Annotated in this window: 22 protein-coding genes; 10 read left to right on the top strand and 12 right to left on the bottom strand. The window is 61.3% G+C overall.

Annotated features, from left to right (window positions below):
• Positions 1–52: 52 nt before the first annotated feature.
• The 6 genes from pepN to PPUTUW4_RS14600 are packed head-to-tail and all read right to left on the bottom strand — an operon-like array spanning position 53 to position 6569.
• Positions 53–2710 (bottom strand): aminopeptidase N, encoded by a 2658-nt coding sequence (gene pepN, locus PPUTUW4_RS14575; protein ID WP_015095363.1) that lies wholly within the window; start codon positions 2708–2710, stop codon positions 53–55.
• Between the two features lie 10 nt (positions 2711–2720).
• Complete coding sequence (locus tag PPUTUW4_RS14580) at positions 2721–3551, bottom strand: DUF2797 domain-containing protein (RefSeq protein WP_015095364.1); 831 nt, start codon at positions 3549–3551, stop codon at positions 2721–2723.
• Entirely contained in the window at positions 3548–3808 is a 261-nt protein-coding gene (locus PPUTUW4_RS14585; RefSeq protein WP_007979148.1) for a DUF1315 family protein, read from the bottom strand. The genes PPUTUW4_RS14580 and PPUTUW4_RS14585 overlap by 4 nt, the downstream gene beginning before the upstream one ends.
• Positions 3809–3841: 33 nt before the next feature.
• Positions 3842–4711, bottom strand: a complete 870-nt coding sequence (locus tag PPUTUW4_RS14590; RefSeq protein ID WP_015095365.1) for a rhomboid family intramembrane serine protease — start codon at positions 4709–4711, stop codon at positions 3842–3844.
• Complete coding sequence (locus tag PPUTUW4_RS14595) at positions 4708–5679, bottom strand: metallophosphoesterase (protein ID WP_015095366.1); 972 nt, start codon at positions 5677–5679, stop codon at positions 4708–4710. The genes PPUTUW4_RS14590 and PPUTUW4_RS14595 overlap by 4 nt, the downstream gene beginning before the upstream one ends.
• Positions 5679–6569, bottom strand: a complete 891-nt coding sequence (locus PPUTUW4_RS14600; protein WP_007979142.1) for an NAD(+) kinase — start codon at positions 6567–6569, stop codon at positions 5679–5681. The genes PPUTUW4_RS14595 and PPUTUW4_RS14600 overlap by 1 nt, the downstream gene beginning before the upstream one ends.
• Positions 6570–6686: 117 nt before the next feature.
• Between PPUTUW4_RS14600 and PPUTUW4_RS14605 the strand changes: the two genes are divergently transcribed.
• Positions 6687–7637, top strand: coding sequence for a DUF1853 family protein (locus PPUTUW4_RS14605; protein ID WP_015095367.1), 951 nt, complete (start codon positions 6687–6689; stop codon positions 7635–7637).
• Positions 7638–7821: 184 nt separating this feature from the next.
• Here PPUTUW4_RS14605 and PPUTUW4_RS14610 read toward each other — a convergent pair whose 3' ends face one another.
• A complete protein-coding gene (locus PPUTUW4_RS14610; RefSeq protein WP_015095368.1) occupies positions 7822–8382 on the bottom strand; it encodes an NAD(P)H-dependent oxidoreductase in 561 nt (186 codons plus the stop codon).
• Between the two features lie 175 nt (positions 8383–8557).
• Here PPUTUW4_RS14610 and PPUTUW4_RS14615 point away from each other — a divergent pair, with 175 nt between their 5' ends.
• Positions 8558–8785 carry a hypothetical protein gene (locus tag PPUTUW4_RS14615; protein WP_015095369.1) on the top strand — a complete coding sequence of 76 codons (228 nt, stop codon included), beginning with the start codon at positions 8558–8560 and terminating at the stop codon, positions 8783–8785.
• Positions 8786–8873: 88 nt separating this feature from the next.
• Complete coding sequence (locus PPUTUW4_RS14620; protein ID WP_015095370.1) at positions 8874–9767, top strand: LysR substrate-binding domain-containing protein; 894 nt, start codon at positions 8874–8876, stop codon at positions 9765–9767.
• On the opposite strand, the gene PPUTUW4_RS14625 is transcribed toward PPUTUW4_RS14620, so the two are convergent.
• The 5 genes from PPUTUW4_RS14625 to PPUTUW4_RS14645 all read right to left on the bottom strand — a co-directional run bounded on the left by PPUTUW4_RS14625 (position 9733) and on the right by PPUTUW4_RS14645 (position 15138).
• Positions 9733–10347, bottom strand: a complete 615-nt coding sequence (locus PPUTUW4_RS14625; protein WP_015095371.1) for a GNAT family N-acetyltransferase — start codon at positions 10345–10347, stop codon at positions 9733–9735. The two genes, PPUTUW4_RS14620 and PPUTUW4_RS14625, sit on opposite strands and share 35 nt — an antisense overlap.
• Positions 10348–10361: 14 nt before the next feature.
• The gene (locus tag PPUTUW4_RS14630; protein ID WP_015095372.1) at positions 10362–12617 is read right to left on the bottom strand and encodes an Orn/Lys/Arg decarboxylase N-terminal domain-containing protein; all 2256 of its coding nucleotides are present in this window, start codon (positions 12615–12617) and stop codon (positions 10362–10364) included.
• Positions 12618–12879: 262 nt separating this feature from the next.
• Positions 12880–13638 carry a DNA polymerase III subunit epsilon gene (dnaQ, locus tag PPUTUW4_RS14635; protein ID WP_007979124.1) on the bottom strand — a complete coding sequence of 253 codons (759 nt, stop codon included), beginning with the start codon at positions 13636–13638 and terminating at the stop codon, positions 12880–12882.
• Positions 13639–13833: 195 nt separating this feature from the next.
• The gene (gene rnhA, locus PPUTUW4_RS14640) at positions 13834–14286 is read right to left on the bottom strand and encodes a ribonuclease HI (protein ID WP_007996378.1); all 453 of its coding nucleotides are present in this window, start codon (positions 14284–14286) and stop codon (positions 13834–13836) included.
• Between the two features lie 93 nt (positions 14287–14379).
• Positions 14380–15138 (bottom strand): methyltransferase domain-containing protein, encoded by a 759-nt coding sequence (locus tag PPUTUW4_RS14645; RefSeq protein ID WP_015095373.1) that lies wholly within the window; start codon positions 15136–15138, stop codon positions 14380–14382.
• Positions 15139–15203: 65 nt separating this feature from the next.
• On the opposite strand from PPUTUW4_RS14645, the gene gloB reads away from it, so the two are divergent.
• The 7 genes from gloB (at position 15204) to PPUTUW4_RS14680 (ending at position 25149) form a co-directional block, all read left to right on the top strand.
• On the top strand, positions 15204–15971 hold the full coding sequence (gene gloB, locus PPUTUW4_RS14650) for a hydroxyacylglutathione hydrolase (protein WP_015095374.1): 768 nt from the start codon (positions 15204–15206) through the stop codon (positions 15969–15971).
• 99 nt (positions 15972–16070) lie between these two features.
• Entirely contained in the window at positions 16071–17501 is a 1431-nt protein-coding gene (locus PPUTUW4_RS14655) for a transglycosylase SLT domain-containing protein (RefSeq protein WP_015095375.1), read from the top strand.
• A gap of 266 nt (positions 17502–17767) precedes the next feature.
• Positions 17768–19600 (top strand): extracellular solute-binding protein, encoded by a 1833-nt coding sequence (locus PPUTUW4_RS14660; protein ID WP_015095376.1) that lies wholly within the window; start codon positions 17768–17770, stop codon positions 19598–19600.
• A complete protein-coding gene (locus tag PPUTUW4_RS14665; protein ID WP_015095377.1) occupies positions 19597–21438 on the top strand; it encodes an extracellular solute-binding protein in 1842 nt (613 codons plus the stop codon). The genes PPUTUW4_RS14660 and PPUTUW4_RS14665 overlap by 4 nt, the downstream gene beginning before the upstream one ends.
• 4 nt (positions 21439–21442) lie before the next feature.
• Positions 21443–22516, top strand: coding sequence for a microcin C ABC transporter permease YejB (locus PPUTUW4_RS14670; protein ID WP_007979116.1), 1074 nt, complete (start codon positions 21443–21445; stop codon positions 22514–22516).
• A 1-nt stretch (position 22517) separates the two neighbouring features.
• Positions 22518–23537 carry an ABC transporter permease gene (locus PPUTUW4_RS14675; protein ID WP_015095378.1) on the top strand — a complete coding sequence of 340 codons (1020 nt, stop codon included), beginning with the start codon at positions 22518–22520 and terminating at the stop codon, positions 23535–23537.
• Position 23538: 1 nt separating this feature from the next.
• Complete coding sequence (locus PPUTUW4_RS14680) at positions 23539–25149, top strand: ABC transporter ATP-binding protein (protein WP_015095379.1); 1611 nt, start codon at positions 23539–23541, stop codon at positions 25147–25149.
• The last annotated feature ends 5 nt before the right edge of the window (positions 25150–25154 follow it).

Raw genomic sequence — 25154 nt, forward strand, 5'->3', positions numbered from 1 at the left:
GGGCATTTCAGTATTTCAACAGCCGGTGCGAACAAACCCGCTCACACAGACATCAAGCCAAACTCTTGCTGACCACTTCAAACACATCACTGGACAACTGCCCCGAAGCCCGAATCCGCTCCAGCTCCCCCTTCATCAAAGCCTGCCGAGCGCTGTCGTACTTGCGCCAGCGAGTCAAAGGCGCCAACTGACGCGACGCGATCTGCGGGTTAAACCCGTTCAACTCGATCACCAGATCCGCCAGGAAGCGATACCCGGAACCATCCGCCGCATGGAAGTTGATCAGGTTCTGCCCGGCAAACGCGCCGATCAACGCCCGCACCTTGTTCGGGTTCTTGATGTTGAACGCCGGGTGCTGCATCAACGCCTTGACCCGCGCAAGTCCGCCCGGCAACACGCTACCGGCCTGGACACTGAACCATTGGTCCATGACCAGCGGGTTGTCCTTGAAGTGCTCGGCGAAGCTGGTCAGGGCCTTGGCCTTCTCGGCTTCGAACGGAGAATTGACCAACACCGCCAGCGCGGTCAGGCGCTCGGTCATGTTGTCGCACGCGTCGAACTGCTCCAGCGTCGCCGCCAGAACCTCCGGCTTGCCGCTGAGCATCAGGTATGACAGCGCGATGTTCTGCAAGGCACGACGGGCAAAATGTTCCGCCTCGGCCACGTACGGCGTTTGCTTCGAAAGCTCGCGGTTGGCCTCGTAACGCAGCCACAAGCCCTCGAACAACGCGTCAGCCAATTGCTTGCGGGCAAACTCGCGGGCGTTGTGAATCGCTTCGACGTCCGCCACTTCGCTGATTTCGGTCAGGTACGCTTCGCTTGGCAGCGAGAGCATTTCGGCGACCATGGCCTGATCCAGCGACTCATCCGAGAGCACCGTGCGCAGTGCCGACACCAGGCGCTGATCAAGCACCAGGGCTTCGCCCTTCTGCTGCTGGGCGATCAGCTCTTGCAGCACCTGCACCGACAGTTGCTGGCCGGCATCCCAACGGTTGAAGCCGTCGCTGTCGTGCTGCATCAGGAACATCAACTGGTCGCGGTTGTACGGGAAGGTGAGTTTCACCGGCGCCGAGAAACCACGCAGCAACGACGGCAGCGGTTGTTCGGCGATATCGACGAAGGTGAAGGTCTGCTCGGCTTCGGTCACGGAAATGACCCGCGAAGTGCCTTGCGCGGTGGTTTCACCAGCCAGACGCAGGGCAATCTCGCCACCCTTGCTATCGAGCAGCCCCAGCTCAACCGGGATCACGAACGGCAGTTTTTCAACCTTGTCCGGGGTTTGCGGGCAGCTCTGGCGGAAGGTCAGGCTGTAGGTTTTCGCCGCGGCATCAAAGGACTCGCTCACCGCCAGGCGCGGTGTGCCGGCCTGGCTGTACCAGCGCTTGAACTGGGTCAGGTCGACGCCATTGGCATCTTCCATGGCCTTGATGAAGTCATCGCAGGTCACGGCCTGGCCGTCGTGGCGTTCGAAGTAAAGGTCGCTGCCTTTGCGGAAGCCTTCGGCGCCGAGCAAGGTGTGGATCATGCCGACCACTTCCGAGCCCTTTTCGTACACGGTCAGGGTGTAGAAGTTGGAAATCTCGATGAAGCTGTCCGGGCGTACGGCGTGGGCCATGGGGCCGGCGTCTTCGGCGAACTGGTGGGTGCGCAGGTACGCCACGTCCTGGATGCGCTTGACCGTGGCCGAGTTCATGTCCGAGGAGAAACCGGCATCGCGGAACACGGTGAAGCCTTCCTTGAGCGACAGCTGGAACCAGTCGCGGCAGGTCACGCGGTTGCCCGACCAGTTGTGGAAGTATTCGTGGGCGACGATCGCCTCGACCCGCTGGTGCGCGGCGTCGGTGGCGGTTTCGGCCTTGGCCAGCACGGCGCTGGAGTTGAAGATATTGAGGCCCTTGTTCTCCATGGCGCCCATGTTGAAGTCGTTGACGGCGACGATCATGAAGATGTCCAGATCGTACTCGCGACCATAGACCTCTTCGTCCCAGCGCATGGACTTCTTCAGGCTGTTCATGGCGTGCTGGCACTTGTCGATGTTTTCCGGCTCGACGTAGATGCGCAGCGCCACGTTGCGCTCGCTCATGGTGGTGAAGCTGTCTTCGACGCACCACAGGTCACCGGCCACCAGCGCGAACAGGTACGCCGGTTTCTTGAACGGGTCTTCCCAGGTCGCCCAGTGCCGGCCATCTTCGCCGGGGCCGGAAGCGATCGGGTTGCCGTTGGACAGCAGCACCGGATAGCTGTGCTGCTCGGCGACGACCGTGGTGGTGAAGGTGCTCATCACGTCCGGGCGATCGAGGTAATAGGTGATCTTGCGAAAGCCCTCGGCCTCGCACTGGGTGCAGAACATCGTGCCGGACTTGTACAGACCTTCCAGCGCGGTGTTGGTTTCCGGGTGGATCCTGACGCTGGTATCGACCGTGAAGGTCGCGCTGGTCGGGTGCAGGGTCAGGTGATTCTCAGTCAACTGATACTGCGCGGCAGAAAGCGCCTGGTCGGCCAGGGTGACCGACAGCAGTTCCAGCTGCTGGCCGTCCAGCACCAGCGGCGGCAGCCCCGGGCCACGCTCGGGGTTGCGGCGCATCACCAGTTGCGCATGGACCAGGCTGTGGTCCTCGTACAACTCGAAGGTCAGGTGTGTTTCGTCGATCAGGTACTCGGGCGCCTGATAGTCCTTGAGGTAGATCATCTTCGGTTGTTCGGTGCGCATGCTGGAGTCCTTACTGATGCACGGCGAGCTGATAAGCCGTGTATTTACGAATGTTGATCACGCCGGTGTCGAAGATCAGGTATTGGCCCTTGACCCCCATCAGCGTGCCTTCGGCAATCGGGTTCTTGTCCAGGTTGAAGCTGACAATCTTCGCCGGGTATTGCTCGACCGGGTAGCGGATTTCCAGCGGTTCGACGCCGGTAACCGTCTGGATCGCCTGCAAGCCGAAACGTTCCTGCAACCCTTGCAAGCCTTCGGCGCAGCTGTCGAACAGTTGATCGCGGACCTCGGCCAGGTTGACCGCCGCCGCATCGCCCTTGAGTAAAGCACGCCAGTTGGTCTTGTCCGCCACCTGGCTGCGAAACAGATCCTCGACGAAACCCGACTGTTGCCGGGTCGAGACGCGCACGATCGGCAAGGCCTGGCTCGCACCCTGGTCGAGCCAGCGGGTCGGCAACTGGGTAGCGCGGGTAATCCCGACTTTGATCCCCGACGAGTTGGCCAGGTACACCACGTGATCGGTCATGCAGAACTTCTCGCCCCACTCCGGCTCACGGCAGGTGCCGGCGTCGAAGTGGCAGCGCTCCGGGCTCATGATGCACAGGTCACACTGGGCCAGTTTGGTCATGCACGGGTAGCAGTAACCCTGGCTGAAGCTGGTCTTGGTCTTGCGTCCGCAATGGGTGCAGTGGATCGCCCCCAGGTATTCCAGGCGCACCGTAGTCCCGATCAACGGATTGACCGGGACCTCGGTTTCGCCCAGACGGAAAGCGTATTGCACGTTCGGCCCGTCAAGGCGTGCCGACATTTTGCTGATTGCACCGCGGCCAATCTCGATCAATGGATGGCATCCGACTTGAACAGGATATTCGGCACTTCGATCGACTTCGAGGCGCATTCCTGCGGCCCCATGTAGCCGGTACGCTGGTCTTCGGGCAGGTTCTGGATTTCCCAGGCGATCATCGCCTGCAGCGACAGCTCGCGTTGTTCGGCGGTGAGTTTGCCACCGTCGGACCATTTGCCGATTTCCACGGCCAGTTTCAGGCTTTCGTAGATATCGGGGGTGATGTTCTGGATCATTTCGTTAAAAGAGGACATTGGGTCTCCGTCTCTTTATTACATGTTCTTGAATTAGGCGGCCAGTTTACGGCGGTTATACAAACCGCCCAACAAACCGGTGAAGCATCCGATGAGTAACCCGCTGACGTGGGCCGCGTTGGCGATTTCGCCGAAGCCGATCATCGAGACCAGCCCGGACAGGCACAGCAGCAACCACACCAGCATCATCACCAGCACGCCGCGCGGCAGGCGATAGGCCGGGTTCGGTGCCAGCAGCTGGAAGATCCAGCAATGCCCGAGCAGGCCGTACAGTACGCCGGACAGACCGCCGAACAAGGTCGGGCCGCTGAAGTAGTACTGGGCGTAGTTGGACACCAGGCTGAACAGCAGGGTCAGGCCGATCAGGTTGATGCTGCCCTGGCGCGACTCGATGCGCCGCCCCAGTTCCCAGTACCACATGCCGTTCATCGCCAGGTGCAGGATGCCGAAGTGGATCAGCATCGGCGTGAACAGGCGCCACCACTGCCCCGCCGCCAGGCTGTCGGCCAGCGGTGTGAAGTGGATGTATTCGCCGACTACGCGAAACTCGAGGAAGGTCAGCCAGCGCATCGTTTCCAAGTTGTCACCGAGCAAGGTGATCGCACCGACGATGAGGCTCAGCAGCAATACCAGCGCAGTGGCCCTGGCGTATTTCAACTGTTCGACAAAGCCCGGACGCTTGATGGTCTGCGCCACCGGAATGTCCAGTTGCTGGTCGGGATCGCCCGCCGGAAACCGTTCGTACAGTGCGCGCACGTCTTCACTGATATTGTCCGGCACCCACAGCACTTGCTCGCCCGCTTCTTCACTGACCCGATGGGGCACTTGCATGCGTTTGAGCAAGGTGACGAACCCGCTCAAGTCCACCGCCAGGGGCAGACGCAATACCGCTACAGCACTCATTGCAGCACCTCCGGCCGCTCGACATCGACCCAGACGAATTTATCCGGATCGAGGCGGGTTTCCTGATCCAGTCGGTAGGCAACCAGTTTGCCGTAGAGCACTGCGCTGTAATCCAGGCAGGCCAGGTTCGGGCGGATCGGTGCCGGCTTGCCGCTGCGCCAGTAATGGCCGACGAACAACAACGGTTCATCGACGCCATAGCGCAGCAAGCTGTTCTTTTCAGTGGACGTCAGCGGCGTCCGGGCCACGGGCTCAGGCAGCGCGTCCGGCTGGAACACGATGTCGCCGTAGGTTTTCGGATCGTCTTCCCAGAACTTGGTGCGAAAGAACGAACGCACCAGGCCGTCGCCGCTGGTCATGGTCAGGCCATGGGGCAAGCGCATGTCGGTGCCGCGCAGCAGGCGATCGAACACGGTGCAGGCAAACGAACCCGACTCCGCCGACGCCTGGAGAAAATGCTCGTCGATACAACCGTTGGGGAACAACGCCCGCAGCGGCTCGATCAGCCCGGCATCCCAACAGGCGTGGACCACCCGAAAACGCCCGGCATCGACGAACAGCGGCAGCTCATAGAACCATTGCTGGAAGTCGTGCCAGTCAGCCGGATGGCCTTCGAACTGGGTCAGGGTTTCTTGCAGCAGGCGGGCATGGCGCGGCGTGTGCTCGCGCACGAACTGCTTGCCGCTGCCGGGCAGCGCCGGGGTGCTCCAGCCCAGCGCATTGAACTCATGGTTGCCCATGATGCACAGCGCCTGACCGGCCTCGACCATGTCGTGGACGATGTGCAGCGCCTCGCGAATCCGCGGGCCGCGGTCGATGATATCGCCGACGAACACCGCCATGCGCGAGGCATGCCGCCAGACGCCACCCTGTTTGTGATAACCGAGTCGGTCGAGCAAGTGCTCCAGGGTCAGGGCGCAACCGTGCACGTCACCGATCAGGTCATAGCTACGCGCGGGATCGAGCATCAGTCGCCTCCACCCCCCAGCTTGCTGCCCCAGCCGAGCTTGGTCCGGCAGACTTCGTAGTAGTTGTGGTCGAGCGGGTGAATCAGCCGCAGTTTCTGGGCCTTTTTGCTGACGGTAATGGTGTCGCCGGGCGCGCAGGTGAAGTGGTTCTGCCCGTCACACGAGACTTGCGGGTAAATCTGCATATCCTTGGACACGACGATTTTCAGCTCACTGTTGCCATCGACCACGATCGGTCTGCCCGACAAGGTATGGGGGTACATCGGCACAATAACAATAGCGTCGAGCTTGGGGTGCATGATCGGCCCGCCGGCAGACAACGCGTAGGCGGTGGAACCGGTCGGCGTGGCGACGATCAGGCCGTCGGCCTTTTGGCTGCAGACGAACTGGCCGTCGATGTACAGCTCGAATTCGATCATTCGCGTGGATTTGCCAGGGTGCAGCACGACGTCGTTCAGGGCATCGCCCTGGCCGATCGCCTCACCGTGGCGGCGGACCTCGGCCTGCAGCAGGAAGCGGTTTTCCACCAGATAGTGGCCGTCCAGCACTTCGGCGACCTTGGCTTCCAGCTCGTCGGGGCGGATGTCGGTCAGGAAACCCAGGCTGCCCCGGTTGATGCCGAGCACCGGAATATTGTGTTTGGCCAGCGCCCGGGCAGCGCCGAGCAGACTGCCGTCACCACCGACCACGATGACCATGTCGCAGACTTCGCCGAGCATCTTGCGCGACGAGGTTTGCAGGCCGTGCCCTGGCAGCACTTCGGCGATGGTGTCTTCGAGGATCACGTGCAGGTGACGATCGAGCAGAAACCGTTTCAGTCGGCGGACGGTATCCAGCACCTGGGAACTGCCCAGGCGACCGATGATGCCGATATTGCGAAATTGCTCCATGAGGCTCCTGCGGGGATCTGTGTGGCGGCGAAAACCACGATTATGGGCGAAAGCCGCCCGTAGACAAAATCCTTTCAGCTTCAAGGGTGTGCCCGGGTTTCGGGCTATGCTCGCAAGATGATGCTATTTCCGGATTTGCTCCACCTGCCCCATCAGTTACGCCATCCCGAAGTGCGTGACCTGGCGTGGGTCATCCTCGCCCCGCCCATGCTGGACGATACCCCGTGGCCGCAACGTCACCCGTTGGCCGGCAGCGACTGGGTGCAGGCTCCCGACCGGCTGGAGCAGTGGCTAAGGCAGCTGGACCGGGACAGTTATGGCTTGCTGCATTGGCTGGCCCAGGCCCGCACCCGCCGCCTGGGTCTGTACTACGAACGCCTCTGGCAATTTGCCGTGCAGCACGCGCCGGGCATTGAGCTGATTGCCGCCAACATGCCGATTCGCCGCGAAGGGCACACCCTGGGTGAGCTGGACATGCTGCTGCGCGACCGCGACGGGGTGCATCACCTGGAACTGGCGATCAAGCTCTACCTCGGCCCGCAATCGGGCGACGGACACGACACCGCCCAGTGGCTGGGCCCGGGCTGCCACGATCGGCTCGACCGCAAACTGGCGCACCTGAGCCAGCATCAGTTACCGATTTCCGCACGTCCCGAGAGCCGTGAAGTACTGGCGGCGCTGGATATCCAGGCCTTCAGCGCCCATTTATGGCTGGGGGGTTATTTGCTGTACCCCTGGCCCGGACAGGCCGCCCCGCCGTCGGGTGCCCATCCGCAGCATCTGCGCGGTCGCTGGCTGCATCAAAAGGACTGGCCGGCGCTAATTGCCCAAAGCCCGCCCGGTCGCTGGCAACCCCTGCCCCGCCATGCCTGGCTGGCACCGGCGCACTATTGGGCGGAGCACACCTGGACCCCTGAACAGATGCGGGCATGGCTCAATGACCTTGACCCGCTGGCGCCGGCACAACTGCTGGTGCGCCTGACGGAAAATGCCAACGGTGACTGGGAAGAGGCCGAACGCCTGTTTCTGGTGGCGGATCTTTGGCCGAATGTGCCGGGACAGGGTTGAGTCCAGTATTGCCTGAGCCGGCCTCCTCGCGAGCAAGCCCGCTCCCACAGGGTTCCTCAGTGGATACAAGACTTGCGTTCGGCTGAGGCCCAATGTGGGAGCGGGCTTGCTCGCGAAGGGGCCAACACGGTCTAAAGAGATAACCACCCAGCGCTTTGCAGGCCAAAGCGCTGGCAAACGACCATCAGACTTTCTTGTGCTGCTCGACCCATTGCCCATAGGCATTGATGAAACTTTGCAGGAACGGCTTGACCGACTCGGACAGCTTGCCCGCCTCGTCGAATGCCGTACCGGCGTTCCCCAGATAGGCCTCCGGTTGCTGCATCAGCGGCACATTGAGAAACACCATGGATTGACGCAGGTTGTGGTTGGCACCAAACCCGCCGACGGCCCCCGGCGAAACGCTGATAATCGCGCCCGGCTTGCCGTTCCAGGCACTTTTGCCATAGGGACGTGAACCCACGTCAATCGCGTTTTTCAACGGTGCCGGCACCGAGCGGTTGTATTCCGGGGTCACGAACAGCACCGCGTCGGATGTACTCACTTGTTGTCGGAAAGTGCTGTAGGCTGCCGGCGGTGAAGCGCCATCGATGTCTTCGTTGTAGAGCGGCAGATCGCCAATTTCGACGATGTTCAGCTTCAGATTGGCCGGTGCCAGTTCAGCCAGGGCCCGTGCGACCTTGCGGTTGATCGATTCCTTTCTCAAGCTGCCGACCACGACGGCGACCGAATAGACGTTGCTCATGGGAATGTCTCGACTGTCCGATATGAAGAGCTTGTAGTTATAGATGACGATTCAAGCAGCGGGCGACTGAAAACGCCGTCCCTGATTATTTTTTCCCTGTAGGAAAACTTACCTCACCCAGACACGGTCTACAGAACCGCAAATTGAGTGATTTATCTCCAGAGGTTCTAAGCAGATGGCAGCAGTACTTGTCGGTCAGTTCCATGCAAGAGACGCGCAAGGCCGTATTTATTCGGTGCACGAGTTCCAGGAATCCACCCCGGCGGTAGACGGTTCCGGGCCTGTCACCACTTATAAGCTGGCCATTGGCGACCGTGTCAACAAGGTCGACGACAATCAATTCATGCTGGTGCAAACCGGCGTGACCATTACCCGCGAACCGCAAACCGTCAGCGCCTCATAACCCGTCGTTATGAGCAGAAGTCATATGCGCGGACTTGGGGTAGGATTCAGCCACTGACTCCTCCACCTGCTGAACATGGACTTCACGCATGCGCTTACGCCATATCGAAGTGATCCAGGCGCTCCTGCAGACCGGTCACCTGGGCACCGCCGCCGAATGGCTGCAGTTGCCAGTGACCGAAGTCGAGCGCTTGCTGCGCGACGCCGAGGATCAGTTGGGGTTCATGTTGTTCGCCAGCGTTCGCGGACGATTGCAGGCCACCCGCGAAGCGCAGCAACTGCAGGTGGAAATTGTCCGGGTCTACGATGCGCTCGAACCGGTGCAGCGTCTGGCCAACAGCCTCAGGCAATACCTGGCGCCGCCGCTGCGCATCATCTGCACCCCGCCCCTGGCCAACCAATTGTTGCCACACAGTATCGCGGCCCTGCGCCGACGCCTGCCCGACGCGCCTTGCACACTGCTGAGCCAGCCGACCCGCGAGATCGTCAGAAGCCTGCTGCTGCGTGAAAGCGATCTGGGCCTGAGCCTGCACGACCCCGATCACGCCGACCTCGATTGCCAGGTGATTGCCCAGGGCAAACTTCAGTTGCTCGCGCCCCACGGCTGGCTGCAACCGAAGCAGAAATACATTTCACTGCAGGACCTGGCCGGTCAATCGATGATCGGCCTGGAGGGACACGACCCGCTGAGCCCGGCACTGGAAAACAAACTGCACGGCTTGCGCCCTGCCCCGGTGATTCAAACCCGGGTGCAGACGCACCAGATGATGCGCAGCATGGTCGAGGCCGGCGAAGGCCTGGCCATCGTCGACCCCTTTACTGCCGTCGGTGCCAAAGCCTCGGGACTGGACAGCTGCCCGCTGGCACCCGCTATCCCGATCAGTCTCTACGCCCTGTCCCTGAAAAACGCCGAAGCGTCTCCGGCGGTTCAGGCCCTGTTGGCCATCGTCACGGAACAAGCCGCGGCGATGCTGACGAACTGAGCGGGTTTTCCAGCGGGTTTTCGAACAATCGATACCAGAACAGCGCCACTTCGGCGGTGTTCGGATCGATGCCGCGATAACGCAGGTGGTCGATCCCGCCGATCACGTAACCGCAGCGCTCATAGAGCCGACAGGCCCCCAGGTTGTTGTTCTGGGTTTCGAGCATGATGCCCGGGAGTTTCTTCTTGCGGCTCCAGAACTGCGCCACATCCAGCAGGGCCTTGGCCACACCGTGCCGTCGGGCCGGTGCATGCACCGCCAGTTCGTCGATATGGGCAAAGCCGTTCCAGTTGGTACTGACCACCAGGTGCCCCACGGGCTGGTCATCCAGATAAGCCATGAAGATCGCGCTGTCGGCGGCATTGCGAAAGCTGCTGAACTCCTCCGGGTCGATGCCGTAGCACTTGCGATAAGGCGTGATCGGCGTCACCGGCCACTGTGCGACCGGTTTGCCGATTTCGGCCGCACCATAGGCTGCGACTTCAAAACTGAAATCACTGCCCCAGATGTAGGCGGCAAAACCTTCATCGGCAACCCGTACCGACAACCCTGGGTAATTCGGATTTATAACCGGCTGCATACTGGGAAAGGTCCTCACTCCTTGATGCAATCGACGGTGTAGCACCGCCCAGTGCCCTGATCTTCGTGTTGCAATCCGTGCACATCAGCAACGAACCCCGGAAAACTGCTATCGAACGTGCGGGCAAACGCCAGGTAATCGATGATCGAGCGGGTCGACTCGGTAAAGCGTTCACCCGGCATGATCAACGGAATGCCGGGCGGATACGGCACCAGCATCACCGCGGCGATCCGTCCGTGCAGCGCATCGATCGATACGGCTTCGACTTCACCGCGCACCAATTGATCATAGGCGTCCGCCGGCTTCATCGCGACCTCTGGCAGTACGGTGTACATGCGCTTGAGGTGCCTGGCGGTGGCATTGCTGCGATAACAGGCATGCAACTGATCGCACAGATCACGCAGGCCCATGCCCTGATACCGCGCGACATTCTCCTGCGCCACGCAAGGCAGGCAACTGGCCAGGCTGACGTTCGCGTCATAACTGCGCTTGAACTCCAGCAATTCGGTGAGCAGCGTGCTCCACTTGCCCTTGGTGATGCCCATGGAGAACAACACCAGGAACGAATACAGCCCGGTCTTCTCAACCACCAGGCCACGCTCCCAAAGGAACTTGCTGACCACCGCCGCCGGAATCCCGCGCTCGCTGAGGGCGCCACCGGCCGTCAGCCCCGGCATCACCAGCGTGACCTTGATCGGGTCGAGCAGCACATAATCGTCGGTCACGCCGCCAAAGCCGTGCCAGTCGGCCTCCGGCTGCAGCAACCAGTCCTCGGTGACGACCCGCTCGATGCCTTCTGCCGACGGCGGTTGCCATATCGAAAACCACCAGTCATCAGCGGCAATGTGCTGGCGCAAGTTAGCCAGCGCCCGGCGAAAACTCAGGGCTTCGTCGAACATTTCCTGCAACAGCGAACGCCCCGCCGGCCCTTCCATCATCGCCGAAGCCACATCCAGCGAGGCGATGATGCCGTACTGCGGCGAGGTCGAGATGTGCATCATGAACGCTTCGTTGAAGCGATCCCGGTCCAGTTGCCGCGCGCCGCCGTCGCGAACGTGAATCATCGACGCCTGACTGAAGGCCGCCAGCAACTTGTGGGTGGAATGGGTGGTGAACACCAACGGACTGCCTTCATCACGGGACGTGCCCATGCCGTAGCGCCCGGCAAAAAACTCATGGAACGCCGCATAGGCGTACCAGGCCTCGTCGAAGTGCAATACCTCGACGCTGCTGCCCAGTTGCTGCCTGATCAGCTCGGCGTTGTAGCAAAGGCCGTCATAGGTCGAATTGGTCACTACGGCGAGCTTGACCTTCGGTGCACGCCCCTTGGTCAGCGGGCTGGCGTCGATCTTGGCCTGGATCGATTCGCGGCTGAACTCGCTCAGGGGAATCGGGCCGATGATCCCCAGCTCATTACGCTCCGGACACAAGTACAGCGGGATCGCGCCGGTCATGATGATCGAGTGCAGCACCGACTTGTGGCAATTGCGATCCACCAGCACCAGGTCATCGCGAGCGACCACCGAGTGCCAGACAATCTTGTTGGCCGTGGACGTGCCATTGATCACGAAAAAGGTGTGATCGGCGCCGAAATTACGGGCTGCACGGGCCTCGGCTTCAGCCAGGGGGCCGGTGTGATCGAGCAAGGACCCGAGCTCCGGCACCGACACCGAAAGATCCGAGCGCAGGGTGTTTTCCCCGAAAAACTGGTGAAACGCCTGCCCGACCGGACTTTTGTGATACGCCACGCCACCGCCGTGACCGGGGGTGTGCCAGGAATAGTTGGAATCCGCGGTGTGCTGCACCAGGGCCTTGAAGAATGGCGGCAACAGGCCATCAAGGTACTTGCGCGCAGCACGGGCCACCTGCCGGGCAAGAAAGGGCACGGTGTCTTCAAACAGGTAAAGAATGCCGCGCAACTGGTTGAGCTCGGCCATGGCATCGGCGGGAGCGTTTTCCAGGGTCACTTTTTCGCCGAGGGCGAAGATCGGCAGATCCGGCGCACGCACCCGCGCCAGACCGATCAGTTCGGCCATGTTTTGCAATAAATGGGAATGGGTGCTGGCGTCCTCAGACGCTATCAGCATGCAGGACAGGCCATGGTACGTCGACGCCACCAGTCGTCCTTCGGTGTAGTTCACCGCCGAAACGACGCTGAACCCTTCCTGCTCCAGCTCACGAGCAATCCCCCGCACGCGGTCGCCGGCGACGCTGTCGGCCTTGATGTCGCGATGGACAATCAGGACCGGGAATTTCAAATCTTTATACATGAGGCTCAGTGTCCTGAGGCGGCAGACCAGAGCCTGCCAATCACCTCAGGGTAGAGTGTTGCAGCGCAAGTGGCGAGCGGGATGCACCACTTTGTGGCGACGAGAGCGCTTCCGTGTGGCGAGGGGGCTTGCCCCCGTTGGGTCGCGAAGCGCCCCCCCAACAATCTTTCGGATAAACCGCAGAGAATGGAATTACGTCTGCTTCGCAGCCGAACGGGGGCAAGCCCCCTCGCCACAAAAGCCATTCACCAAAAGACTGGCGTCAAGCCTGGGCTTCAGCCTCAGCCAGTTGCACCCACAACGCCGGAGCACCAGCGGATTTGCCGATGATTTCCAGACGCGCCGCGTGGCGGGCCAGGTCGTCTTCGCTGGCGCGGATGATGCGCGTCGGCTGGCGATCGGCCGGCAAACGACGGATTTCGGTGGCCGAATTGTCCGCCCCTTCACCGGAGCCATTGCCATCGGAGGCATTACCGGCCAGGGACAGGCTGGTCTGCCCGCCGGTCATGGTCAGGTAGACGTCGGCGAGAATTTCGGAGTCGAGCAAGGCGCCGTGCAGCTCACGGCCGGAGTTGTCGACGCCATAGCGTTTGCACAAGGCGTCGAGGCTGTTGCGCTGCCCCGGGTGACGTTCCCGGGCCATCATCAGGGTGTCGAGGATCGTGCAGTGCTGCGTGATGTCCGCGCGGTCCTGCTGCCCCATCAGGGCGAACTCGTTGTTGATGAAGCCAACGTCGAACGCCGCGTTATGGATGATCAGCTGCGCGCCCTTGATGAACTCGAAGAATTCTTCGGCCACCTCGGCAAAACGCGGCTTGCCCACGAGGAATTCGTTGGTAATGCCGTGGACGCCGATGGCGCCCTCGTCACTTTCGCGATCGGGCTGCAGGTACACGTGAAAGTGCCGGCCCGTCAGGCGTCGGCCGATCAACTCGACACAACCGATTTCGATAATCCGGTGGCCGTCGGTCACCGGCATGCCGGTGGTTTCGGTGTCGAGTACAACGGATCTGGTGGCCATCAGTGCTCAGCTCTCAATCGGTCAATCGTGCAAAAGCGGTGATGTTAACACGCTCGCCCGGGTCTTTCAGGTGGACCGTGTTGCGCCCTTCGCGAGCGGGCTCGCTCCCACAAGGGCTCTTCGGCATATGGAGATCAACTGTGGGAGCGAGCCTGCTCGCGAAGGCCACGACTCGGTCCAGCAGTCGAGCCCAAATCAGTCCTGCTTGTACCCGCGCACTTCGTCGACGCCACGGTTGGCCAACTGGTCGGCGCGTTCGTTGCCGTGATGGCCAATGTGCCCGCGCACCCATTTCCAGGTGACCTTGTGGCGGTTGACCTGCTCGTCGAGCAACTTCCACAGATCAGCGTTTTTCACCGGCTCCTTCGCCGCGGTTTTCCAGCCGCGCTTCTTCCAGTTGTCCATCCACTCGTTGATGCCCTTCATCACGTACTGGGAGTCGGTCACCAGCAGCACCTCACAGGGACGCTTGAGCTCTTCCAGGCCACGGATCGCACCCATCAGCTCCATGCGGTTGTTGGTGGTATTGGCTTCGCCGCCCCAGAGTTCCTTTTCAACGCCCTTGCACACCAGCAGTGCGCCCCAGCCGCCAGGGCCGGGGTTGCCCTTGCAGGCGCCGTCGGTGAACAGTTCTACGCTATCGCTCATGCCAATCTATCCAGAAAATGCGCTGGCCCGCCGATCGCAGATCGACGACGCCCGAAGCCGGGACAGGCCCGGCCGCAAATGAAAAAGTGTGTATTACGGTTCGATGTTGCGACGGTTGACCTTGGCCATCGGCAAAGGAATCAACTTGCCCATCGGCTCGCGCCGCTCCTGACGGACCGGTCGCAGGCCCACCACGATCTTGCGCGCCACCAATAAATAGAAGCCGCCGCCCGACAGTTGCCAGTCACCGGCCCTGCGCTCCCATCCGGCCAGGCGGGTTTGCCATGCCGCAGACGCAAGCGGCGGACGATAGCACCCGAAGCGGCGTTTCTCCAGCGCGAAGCCCAGCAGGTTCAGCCAGTCCGCGACCCGTGACGGCGAAATGCAGCGCGCCTTGCGCAGCCCATCCTGGGCAAACACATGCCGCAGGCCCCAACTGCTCCAGGGATTGATGCCGATGATCAGCAAATGCCCACCGGGGCGTACGCTGCTCGCCGCCTCACGAAGCAAACCGTGGGGCGACAGGCAGAAATCCAGGCCATGCTGCAACACCACCACATCGGCAGCATGCTCGCTCAGCGGCCAGGCCTGTTCTTCACAGACGATCTCGACCCCCGGCAACGGCGCGCCAAGGCGTACGTTGCGCTGCACCTGCGGCGCTGACGGCGGGGTCTGGGCCGAGGGACCGTAATGCACCAGATAGCCACCAAAGAACCGCCCGAGCTCGTCTTCGAGCATGCGACGCTCTTCGTCCAGCAGGAATTGCCCGATCGGACCTTCCAGCCACTCGCGGGCGGCGCTGATCAACGCCAGCCAGTCAGGATCAGCCTGTGCGAACGCTTTATCAGTCATTGCATTCTCCAACGCGCCAGGAAGTTCTAAGATGCGCCATTGTTTTCCGCTTGGCGAATCCGACGATGATACAGATCACAGCCCTGCCCGCCTTCACCGACAACTACATCTGGTTGTTACAAGACCACCGCAGCAAACGCTGCGCGGTGGTCGACCCGGGTGATGCCGCCCCGGTACAAGCTTGGCTTGCGGCCAATCCGGGCTGGGTACTGAGTGATATTTTGATCACTCACCACCATCATGACCACGTCGGCGGGGTCGAACAGCTGAAAAAAGCGACGGACGCGAAAGTCTATGGTCCGGCCAGCGAAAAGATCCCGGCGCGGGACGTTGCGCTCAAGGACAACGAGCGCATCAGCGTGCTCGGGCTGGACTTCGATATCTTCGCAGTCCCCGGCCACACCCTGGGACATATCGCCTATTACCATCACGGCTTGCTGTTCTGCGGCGACACCCTGTTTGCCGCCGGTTGCGGGCGGTTGTTCGAAGGCACGCCACAGCAAATGTACAGCTCGCTGACACGTCTCGCGCAGTTGCCGGAAGACACGCTGGTCTACTGCACCCACGAATACACCCTGAGCAATCTGAAGTTTGCCGCAGCCGTCGAACCGAACAATCCGGATACGGCCGAACGCCTGGCCAAAGTCACCCGCCAACGGGAATCCGGGATCATGACGCTGCCGTCGACACTGGCACTGGAAAAGCTAACAAACCCGTTTTTGCGCGCCGGTGAAACATCCGTTAAAGAAAAAGCGGACGAACGGACCGGCACCGATAACTCGGCGCCCGATATGGTTTTTGCTGCGCTTCGCGCTTGGAAAGACACGTTCTAAAGGGGTCCCCAAAGGCTGTAACAATTCTGAAAGGTTGACCGCACAGGGTGCGCTTTCTAGAATCGCCCGACATTTTTGCCCGGAACTTACTTCCAGCCAATGTCGTCACCTATTCGCAAAGCCATCAGTTCCGACGCATTGACCCGCCTGGCTCAAGCCATTGCGGTGGCTGTGTCCGCCACCCTGGCGGGCTGTTCCAGCCATGCGCCGCAGACTGATGCGGCGCACACGCCGAACGTCGCAGCGCGCGCCAAGCAGAAGCCGATCTGGCTCAGCGAAAAGCCCAGCCCGCAAATTCCACAGGACGTCTGGGAGCGAATGCGCCAGGGCTTCCAGTTGCAGGACGGGCTGGGTGTCAACCCGCGTATCGAGCAGCAGCGCCTGTGGTTCGCCAGCAATCCGTCTTTCCTCGAAAACGCCGGCGAACGTGGCAGCCTCTACATTCACTACATCGTCGAGCGCCTTGAAGAACGCAACATGCCGCTGGAACTGGCCCTGCTGCCAGTGATTGAGAGTGCCTACAACCCGATGGCCTATTCCCGGGCCAACGCGGTGGGTCTTTGGCAGTTCATCCCGTCCACCGGGCGTTACTTCAACCTGCGCCAGACCCGTTTCTATGATGGCCGTCGCGACATCACCGCGTCGACCACCGCCGCGCTGGATTACCTGACCCGCCTGCACGACATGTTCAACGGCGACTGGATGCTGGCCCTGGCGGCCTACAACGCCGGCGAAGGCACCGTCAGCCGGGCCATCGAGCGCAACGAGCGTCTCGGTCTGCCGACCGATTACTGGAACCTGCCACTGCCCTCCGAAACCCAGGCCTACGTGCCGAAGTTGCTGGCACTGTCGCAAGTGGTGATGGCGCCGGAAGCCTACGGCGTGAACCTCAACCCGATCGCCAACGAACCCTATTTCCAGGTCGTCGAAATCAACCAGCGCATGGACCTCTCCAAGGTCGCTGAAGTGGCCAACATCGACGAAGATGAGCTGTTCCAGCTCAACCCGGCCTTCAAGCAGCGCACCACCATCGACGGCCCGCAGCACCTGCTGGTGCCGACTTCCAAGGCGCAACTGCTGACCAGCAGCCTGCAGACCATGCGTCCTGAAGAGTTGATCAGCAAGAAATCGCTCAAGCCGGTCTTCGAAGGTGCCGACGACACCCAGGTCGCCAGCGCCAGGCGGTCCTACCGGGTCAAACGGGGTGACAACCTGGGCTCCATCGCCAAGGCCAACAACGTTGACGTGAAGGACCTGCAACGCTGGAACAAACTGACTGGCAAGAATCTCAAGCCCGGCCAGACCCTGGTCATGCAGGACAACAGCAAACGCAGCTCCGGGCGCGTCAACACCGTGATTGCCGCCAACTCCAAAAAGCAGCAGACCAAGTACAAGGTCCAGCAAGGTGACTCGCTGTACATCGTGGCCAAGCGCTTCAACGTCGAGATGCAGCATCTCAAGCGCTGGAATCCTCGTGTCGGCCAGGCGCTGAAGCCCGGCCAGATGTTGACAGTGGCCAATCCGCATTAAAAAAGAGCCCCTGATTTCAGGGGCTTTTTTATGTCTTCACAGTTTTTGTGGGCCGCTCAAAAACCTGTGGGAGCGAGCTTGCTCGCGATGACGGCGTATAAGTTTGCATTGATGGCGACTGACACGCCGCCATCGCGAGCAAGCTCGCTCCCACAGGGATTGTGGCCCGACCGATATTGCGCATTAATCCCCCGTCTTTTTCCTGTCCATACAAGCTGTTACTGTACGGTCCACAAAGCCCAAGCCGCCTGGATCGGATCTCCTATTTGAAGCGTCCCCTGCCCCTGCTCCTGTTCAGCCTGGCCTTGAGCTCCACCGCAAGCGCGACGATCAGCGAAAGCCATGGTTATGCGCAGTTCGGCACGCTCAAGTACCCGGCCCGATTTACCCACTTTGACTGGGTCAACCCGCAAGCGCCCAAGGGCGGTACGTTGCGGGTGATGGCGTTTGGCACCTTCGATACGCTCAACCCGTACACCTTCAAGGGCACCAGCCCGGTCACCACGCCGAACTTCCTGCAATACGGCATCAACGAACTCAACGAACCGCTGATGGTCGGCACCGGGCAGTACGCGCCTTCGGGTGACGAGCCCGCGTCCAGCTATGGCCTGATCGCCCAGTCGGTGGAGTTCAGCGAGGACCGCAGTTGGGTGGTGTTCAACCTGCGTCCTGAAGCACGCTTCCATGACGGCACGCCGATTACCGCCTTCGACGTTGCGTTCTCCTACCGCACGCTGCTCAAGGAAGGGCATCCGCTTTACCGCACCAACCTTCAGGAGGTGCTGCGGGTCGACATCCTCAACCCCCAGCGCATCCGTTTCGTGTTCAAGCGCGCCGGCAATCCGCTGCTGATCCTGCGCCTGGGCGAAATGCCGGTGTTGCCACAGCACTACTGGAAGGGCCGTGACTTCAAGGCCACCACGTTCGAACCGCCACTGGGCAGCGGGCCGTATCGCATCACGTCGGTCACGCCAGGACGCCAGATCGTCTTTGAACGGGTCAAGGATTACTGGGGCAAGGACCTGTCGGTCAATCGCGGCAAGTACAACTTCGACCGCATGGAAGTCGAGTTCTACCGCGACAGCGACGTCGCGTTCGAAGCGTTCAAGGCCGGTGAATTCGACATCTATATCGAGCATCAGGCGAAGAACTGGGACACCGGCTACAACTTCCCCGCCCTACGCCGTGGTGACGTGATCAAGGCACAGATTCCCCACCAGATCCCGACCCAGACCCAGGGCCTGTTCATGAACAGCCGCCGACCGACTTTCTCGGATGCCAAGGTCCGTGAAGCACTGGGGCTGATGTTCAACTTTGAATGGACCAACCGTGCGCTGTTCAGCGGTGCCTACAAACGCGCCATGAGCTATTACCCCAACAGCGAGTTCTCGGCCGGCGGCTTGCCGGTCGGGCATGAATGGCTGTTGCTCAAGCCCTACCGTGAACAGCTGCCGGCCAGGCTCTTTACCGAGCCGTTCAGCCTGCCGCAGACCGATGGCCACGGCATCCCCCGCGAGACCTTGCGCAATGCCCTCGGCCTGCTCGCCGAAGCCGGCTGGAAGCTCAATGGCCAGCACCTGCAAAACGCCGCAGGCCAACCCTTGCGCCTGGAGCTGTTGCTGGTCAACCCGAACCTGGAACGCATCCTCCAGCCTTATGTCGAGAACCTCGCCAGCATCGGCATCGATGCGCGGCTGCGCACGGTCGATCGCGCGCAATACAAGCAGCGCCTCGACCAGTTCGATTTCGACATGATCCTGATGACCCTCAACCAGACCCTCAGCCCGGGCCTGGAACAATGGCAGTACTTTCACTCCAGCCAGGTCGGGGTCAAGGGCAGCAAGAACTACGCCGGCATTGCCAATCCGGTGGTCGACCATCTGCTCGAACAATTGCTGGCCGCCCAGACCCGTGACCAGCAAGTCGCCGCCGGCAAGGCCCTTGACCGCGTGCTGCTGTGGCAGCACTACATCGTTCCCAACTGGTACCTCAATTATCACCGTCTGGCGTACCGCAACCGGCTCGCCTTCGTCACCACGCCGCCTTACACCCTGGGCCTGAATGCGTGGTGGCTGAAATCTTCGGAGAAAGATCAATGAACCCCATCCGCACCCTGCTCCTGCAGGCCAGCGGCCTGTTGTTCGCCGGGCTGGCCTGCGCCGCCCCGCAACATGCAGTGACCCTGTACAACGAGCCGCCGAAATACCCGGCCGACTTCAAGCACTTCGACTACGTCAATCCCGACGCGCCCAAGGGCGGGATCTTCCGCCAGGCCGGGTTCGGTGGCTTCGACAGCCTCAACCCGTTCATCAGCAAAGGCGTGCCGGCGGATGATATCGGCATCATCTACGACACACTGGCCAAGCAAGGCCTGGACGAGCCGTTCACCGAGTACGGCCTGATCGCCCGGCTGATCGAGAAAGCCCCGGACAACGGCTGGGTGCGCTTCTACCTGCGCCCCGAAGCTCGCTTCCATGACGGCCATCCGGTACGCGCCGAGGACGTGGTGTTCAGCTTCCAGATGCTGACCAAGGACGGCGCGCCGATGTACCGCGGTTACTACAACGACGTGGCCGAAGTGATCGCTGAAGATCCGTTGACCGTGCTGTTCAAGTTCAAGCACACCAACAACCGCGAGCTGCCGCTGATCCTCGGCCAGTTGCCGGTGCTGCCCAAGCATTGGTGGGCCGACCGCGACTTCAACAAGGGCAACCTGGAGATCCCGTTGGGCAGCGGCCCCTACAAGGTCGGCGAAGTGAAGGCCGGGCGCTCGGTACGCTACGAGCGAGTGAAGGACTACTGGGGCAAGGACCTGCCGGTCAATCGCGGTTTCTATAACTTCGACGTGATGACCACCGATTACTACCGCGACAACACCGTCGCCCTGGAAGCACTCAAGGCCGGGCAGTTCGACTACTGGCTTGAGATGACCGCGAAGAACTGGGCCAACGCCTACAACATCCCGGCGGTCACCGAGGGCCGACTGGTCAAGGAGCAGATCCCCAACGGCAACCCGACCGGCATGCAAGGCTTCGTGTTCAATATGCGTCGCCCGGTGTTCCAGGATGTGCGTGTGCGCCAGGCCCTGTCACTGTTGCTGGATTTCGAATGGACCAACAAGCAACTGTTCAACGGTGCCTATGTGCGTACCCGCAGTTACTTCGAGAACTCGGAAATGGCCGCCACCGGCCTGCCTGACGCCGAGCAGGTGGCGATCCTCGAACCGTTCCGCGCCAAGCTGCCGCCGCAGGTATTCAGCGAAGCCTTCCAGAACCCGAGCACCGACGGCAGCGGCATGATCCGCGCCCAGCAACGGCAAGCCTATCAACTGCTACAGGAAGCCGGCTGGCGCATCGTCGATGACAAAATGGTCGACGCCACCGGCAAGCCGGTGGTCATCGAGTTCCTGTTGGCCCAGACCGAATTCGAACGAGTACTGCTGCCGTTCAAGCGAAACCTGAGCGACCTGGGCATCGACCTGGTGATCCGCCGGGTCGACGTCTCGCAGTACATCAACCGCGTGCGTTCCCGGGACTTCGACATGATCGTCGGCAGCTTCCCCCAGTCCAACTCACCGGGTAACGAACAACGGGAATTCTGGATGTCGGCCGCCGCCGACAAACCCGGCAGCCGCAATTCCATGGGGCTCAAAGATCCGGTGGTCGATCAACTGGTCGAGCGACTGATCAACGCCGATTCGCGCAAAAGCCTGGTGGCCCATGCCCGCGCGCTGGACCGCGTTCTGCAATGGGGCTATTACGTAATACCCAACTGGCACATCAAGACCTGGCGCGTGGCGTACTGGAACCACCTCGGCCACCCGAAGGTCTCGCCCAAGTACGACATCGGCACGGCCACCTGGTGGGTCAAGCCCGACATCAAGCCGGCGATAGAAGTCGAAACCATACTGCAGGCCGATCCTGCGGGCACGGAGTAATCAGATGCTGGCGTACATTTTTCGTCGACTGTTGCTGATCATTCCGACCCTGTTCGGCATCTTGCTGATCAACTTCGTGATCATCCAGGCCGCCCCGGGCGGGCCGGTGGAACAGATGATCGCCAAGCTCGAAGGCTTCGAAGGCGCCACCAGCCGCATCGCCGGCGGCGGTGCCGAAGTCTCGGTGGCAGGCTCGGCCTATCGCGGCGCCCAGGGCCTGGACCCGGCGCTGATCAAGGAAATCGAGCACATGTACGGCTTCGACAAGTCGGCGCCGGAACGCTTGTGGATCATGGTCAAGAACTATGCGTCGCTGGATTTTGGCGACAGCTTCTTTCGCGACGCCAAGGTCATCGACCTGATCAAGGAAAAGATGCCGGTGTCGATCTCCCTCGGGCTGTGGAGCACCCTGATCATGTACCTGGTGTCGATCCCGCTGGGGATCGCCAAGGCCACGCGACACGGCAGCCATTTCGACGTCTGGACCAGTTCGGCAATCATCGTCGGCTACGCGATCCCGGCGTTCCTGTTCGCCATCCTGTTGATCGTGGTATTCGCCGGCGGCAGCTATCTGGACTGGTTCCCGTTGCGCGGGCTGACCTCGAACAACTTCGATGAACTGAGCATGGGCGGCAAGATCCTCGACTACTTCTGGCACCTGGCGCTGCCGGTGACCGCACTGGTGATCGGCAACTTCGCGACCATGACCCTGCTGACCAAAAACAGCTTCCTCGACGAGATCAACAAGCAGTACGTGATCACCGCCAGGGCCAAGGGCCTGACCAACCACCGCGTGCTGTACGGCCATGTGTTCCGCAACGCCATGCTGCTGGTGATCGCCGGTTTCCCTTCAGCCTTCATCGGCATCTTCTTCACCGGCTCGTTGCTGGTGGAGGTGATCTTCTCCCTCGACGGCCTGGGCCTGATGAGTTTCGAAGCGGCGATCAACCGCGATTACCCGGTGGTGTTCGGCACGCTGTTCATCTTCACGTTGCTGGGGCTGGTGGTGAAACTGATCGGCGACCTCACCTACACCTTTGTCGATCCGCGCATCGACTTCGAAAGCCGGGAGCATTGAGATGAACCTGTCCCCTCTCAATCGCCGACGCTTCGAACTGTTCAAGGCCAACAAGCGTGGCTGGTGGTCGCTGTGGCTGTTCCTGATCCTGTTCGGCGCAAGCCTCGGCGCCGAGCTGATCGCCAACGACAAGCCGCTGGCGGTGCATTACGACAACAACTGGTACTTCCCGGCGCTCAAGCGCTACCCGGAAACCACCTTCGGCGGCGAATTTCCGCTGGAAGCCAACTACAAGAGCCCGTACATCCGCGAACTGCTCAAGGCCAAGGACGCCTGGGTGCTGTGGGCGCCCATTCCCTATAGCTACCAGAGCATCAACTACGACCTGAAAGTCCCGGCCCCGGCCCCGCCCTCGACGGACAACCTGCTGGGCACCGACGACCAGGGCCGCGACGTGCTGGCCCGGGTGATCTACGGTTTCCGCATTTCGGTGCTGTTCGCCCTGACCCTGACCGTGTTCAGTTCGATCATCGGCGTGATCGCAGGCGCCTTGCAGGGTTTCTACGGCGGCTGGGTGGATCTCGCCGGGCAGCGCTTCCTGGAGATCTGGTCCGGGCTGCCGGTGCTGTACCTGCTGATCATCCTCGCCAGCTTCGTGCAACCCAACTTCTGGTGGCTGCTCGGGATCATGCTGCTGTTCTCGTGGATGAGCCTGGTGGACGTGGTGCGCGCCGAATTCCTGCGCGGGCGCAACCTGGAATATGTGCGTGCCGCCCGCGCCCTGGGCATGCAGAACGGCGCGATCATGTTCCGCCATATCCTGCCCAATGCGATGGTCTCGACCATGACCTTCATGCCGTTCATCCTCACCGGCGCCATCGGCACATTGACCGCCCTGGACTTCCTCGGTTTCGGTCTGCCGGCGGGCAGCCCGTCGCTGGGTGAACTGGTGGCCCAGGGCAAATCAAACCTGCAGGCGCCCTGGCTGGGCATCAGCGCCTTTGCGGTGCTGGCCCTGATGTTGAGCCTGCTGGTGTTCATCGGCGAATCCGCTCGCGATGCCTTCGACCCGAGGAAGTGAAATGAATCAGGAAAATCTGATCGAAGTGCGCAACCTGTCCGTCGAATTTGTCGTCGGCAATCGTTGTCAGCGGGCCGTCGAAGGCGTCAGCTTCGACATCAGGCGCGGCGAAACCCTGGCCCTGGTCGGCGAGAGCGGTTCCGGTAAATCGGTGACCGCACACTCGATCCTGCGCCTGCTGCCCTACCCGCTCGCCCGCCATCCCTCCGGCACCATCGAGTATTCCGGGCAGAACCTGCTGGACCTGAAGGAAAAAACCATCCGCCACATCCGTGGCAACCGGATTGCAATGATCTTCCAGGAGCCGATGACCTCGCTCAACCCGCTGCACTCGATCGAAAAGCAGATCAACGAGGTGCTGGGCATCCACAAGGGCCTGAGCGGCAAGGTCGCGACCAAACGCACCCTGGAACTGCTGGAGATGGTCGGCATCCCCGAGCCACACAAGCGCCTCAAGGCCCTGCCCCACGAATTGTCCGGCGGCCAGCGCCAGCGGGTGATGATCGCCATGGCCCTGGCCAACGAGCCGGAACTGCTGATCGCCGACGAGCCGACCACCGCGCTGGACGTGACCGTTCAGCTGAAAATCCTCGAATTGCTCAAGCAATTGCAGGCTCGTTTAGGCATGGCGCTGCTGCTGATCAGCCACGATTTGAACCTTGTGCGAAGAATTGCGCATCGCGTATGTGTCATGCAGCAAGGTTGCATCGTCGAACAGGCATCGTGCGAAGAATTGTTCCGTGCGCCGCAGCATCCGTACACTCGGGAACTGCTGGCAGCGGAGCCCGACGGCAAGCCCGCAAGCAACGTGATCGGTCCGCCCTTGCTGGCGGTCGAGGACCTGAAAGTCTGGTTTCCGATCAAGAAAGGCTTGCTCAAGCGCACGGTGGATTACGTCAAGGCGGTCGACGGCATCAACTTCAGCCTGCCCCAGGGCCAGACCCTTGGGATAGTGGGTGAAAGCGGTTCCGGTAAATCGACCCTGGGCCTGGCGATTTTGCGGCTGATCGCCAGCAAAGGCGCCATTCGCTTTGAAGGCCAGGCGCTGGACAGCCTGACGCAGCAACAGGTCCGGCCGCTGCGGCGGCAGATGCAAGTGGTGTTTCAGGACCCGTTCGGCAGCCTGAGCCCGCGGATGTGCGTGAGCCAGATCGTTGGCGAAGGCCTGCGGATCCACAGGATGGGCACCGAGGCGCAACAGGAACAAGCGATCATTGCAGCACTCAAGGAGGTAGGCCTGGATCCGGACACCCGGCACCGCTACCCCCACGAATTTTCCGGTGGGCAACGGCAGAGAATCGCCATTGCCCGGGCATTGGTGTTAAAACCGGCGTTGATTTTGCTGGACGAGCCGACTTCGGCGCTCGACCGCACGGTACAACGCCAGGTAGTTGAGCTTTTGCGTTCGCTGCAAACCAAGTACAACCTGACGTATCTGTTTATCAGCCATGACCTGGCTGTGGTGAAAGCGCTGAGCCACCAGTTGATGGTGGTCAAGCATGGCCAAGTGGTCGAACAGGGAGACGCGCAAAGCATTTTTGCCGCCCCCCAACATCCGTATACACAGCAGTTGCTGGAAGCCGCTTTTTTGGCTCCGGCCACTGCGCAATAACCTGA

Origin of the sequence: Pseudomonas sp. UW4, from assembly GCF_000316175.1 — a bacterium.
Classification (GTDB): Bacteria; Pseudomonadota; Gammaproteobacteria; order Pseudomonadales; family Pseudomonadaceae; genus Aquipseudomonas; species Aquipseudomonas laurylsulfatiphila.

Bases quoted from the DNA above. Each gene is read 5' to 3' on its own strand.
- pepN (WP_015095363.1), bottom strand. From the start codon at position 2,710: ATGCGCACCGAACAACCGAAGATGATCTACCTCAAGGACTATCAGGCG.
- PPUTUW4_RS14585 (WP_007979148.1), bottom strand. From the start codon at position 3,808: ATGTCCTCTTTTAACGAAATGATCCAGAACATCACCCCCGATATCTAC.
- PPUTUW4_RS14590 (WP_015095365.1), bottom strand. From the start codon at position 4,711: ATGAGTGCTGTAGCGGTATTGCGTCTGCCCCTGGCGGTGGACTTGAGC.
- PPUTUW4_RS14595 (WP_015095366.1), bottom strand. From the start codon at position 5,679: ATGCTCGATCCCGCGCGTAGCTATGACCTGATCGGTGACGTGCACGGT.
- PPUTUW4_RS14600 (WP_007979142.1), bottom strand. From the start codon at position 6,569: ATGGAGCAATTTCGCAATATCGGCATCATCGGTCGCCTGGGCAGTTCC.
- PPUTUW4_RS14605 (WP_015095367.1), top strand. From the start codon at position 6,687: ATGATGCTATTTCCGGATTTGCTCCACCTGCCCCATCAGTTACGCCAT.
- PPUTUW4_RS14610 (WP_015095368.1), bottom strand. From the start codon at position 8,382: ATGAGCAACGTCTATTCGGTCGCCGTCGTGGTCGGCAGCTTGAGAAAG.
- PPUTUW4_RS14615 (WP_015095369.1), top strand. From the start codon at position 8,558: ATGGCAGCAGTACTTGTCGGTCAGTTCCATGCAAGAGACGCGCAAGGC.
- PPUTUW4_RS14620 (WP_015095370.1), top strand. From the start codon at position 8,874: ATGCGCTTACGCCATATCGAAGTGATCCAGGCGCTCCTGCAGACCGGT.
- PPUTUW4_RS14625 (WP_015095371.1), bottom strand. From the start codon at position 10,347: ATGCAGCCGGTTATAAATCCGAATTACCCAGGGTTGTCGGTACGGGTT.
- PPUTUW4_RS14630 (WP_015095372.1), bottom strand. From the start codon at position 12,617: ATGTATAAAGATTTGAAATTCCCGGTCCTGATTGTCCATCGCGACATC.
- dnaQ (WP_007979124.1), bottom strand. From the start codon at position 13,638: ATGGCCACCAGATCCGTTGTACTCGACACCGAAACCACCGGCATGCCG.
- rnhA (WP_007996378.1), bottom strand. From the start codon at position 14,286: ATGAGCGATAGCGTAGAACTGTTCACCGACGGCGCCTGCAAGGGCAAC.
- PPUTUW4_RS14645 (WP_015095373.1), bottom strand. From the start codon at position 15,138: ATGACTGATAAAGCGTTCGCACAGGCTGATCCTGACTGGCTGGCGTTG.
- gloB (WP_015095374.1), top strand. From the start codon at position 15,204: ATGATACAGATCACAGCCCTGCCCGCCTTCACCGACAACTACATCTGG.
- PPUTUW4_RS14655 (WP_015095375.1), top strand. From the start codon at position 16,071: ATGTCGTCACCTATTCGCAAAGCCATCAGTTCCGACGCATTGACCCGC.
- PPUTUW4_RS14665 (WP_015095377.1), top strand. From the start codon at position 19,597: ATGAACCCCATCCGCACCCTGCTCCTGCAGGCCAGCGGCCTGTTGTTC.
- PPUTUW4_RS14670 (WP_007979116.1), top strand. From the start codon at position 21,443: ATGCTGGCGTACATTTTTCGTCGACTGTTGCTGATCATTCCGACCCTG.
- PPUTUW4_RS14675 (WP_015095378.1), top strand. From the start codon at position 22,518: ATGAACCTGTCCCCTCTCAATCGCCGACGCTTCGAACTGTTCAAGGCC.
- PPUTUW4_RS14680 (WP_015095379.1), top strand. From the start codon at position 23,539: ATGAATCAGGAAAATCTGATCGAAGTGCGCAACCTGTCCGTCGAATTT.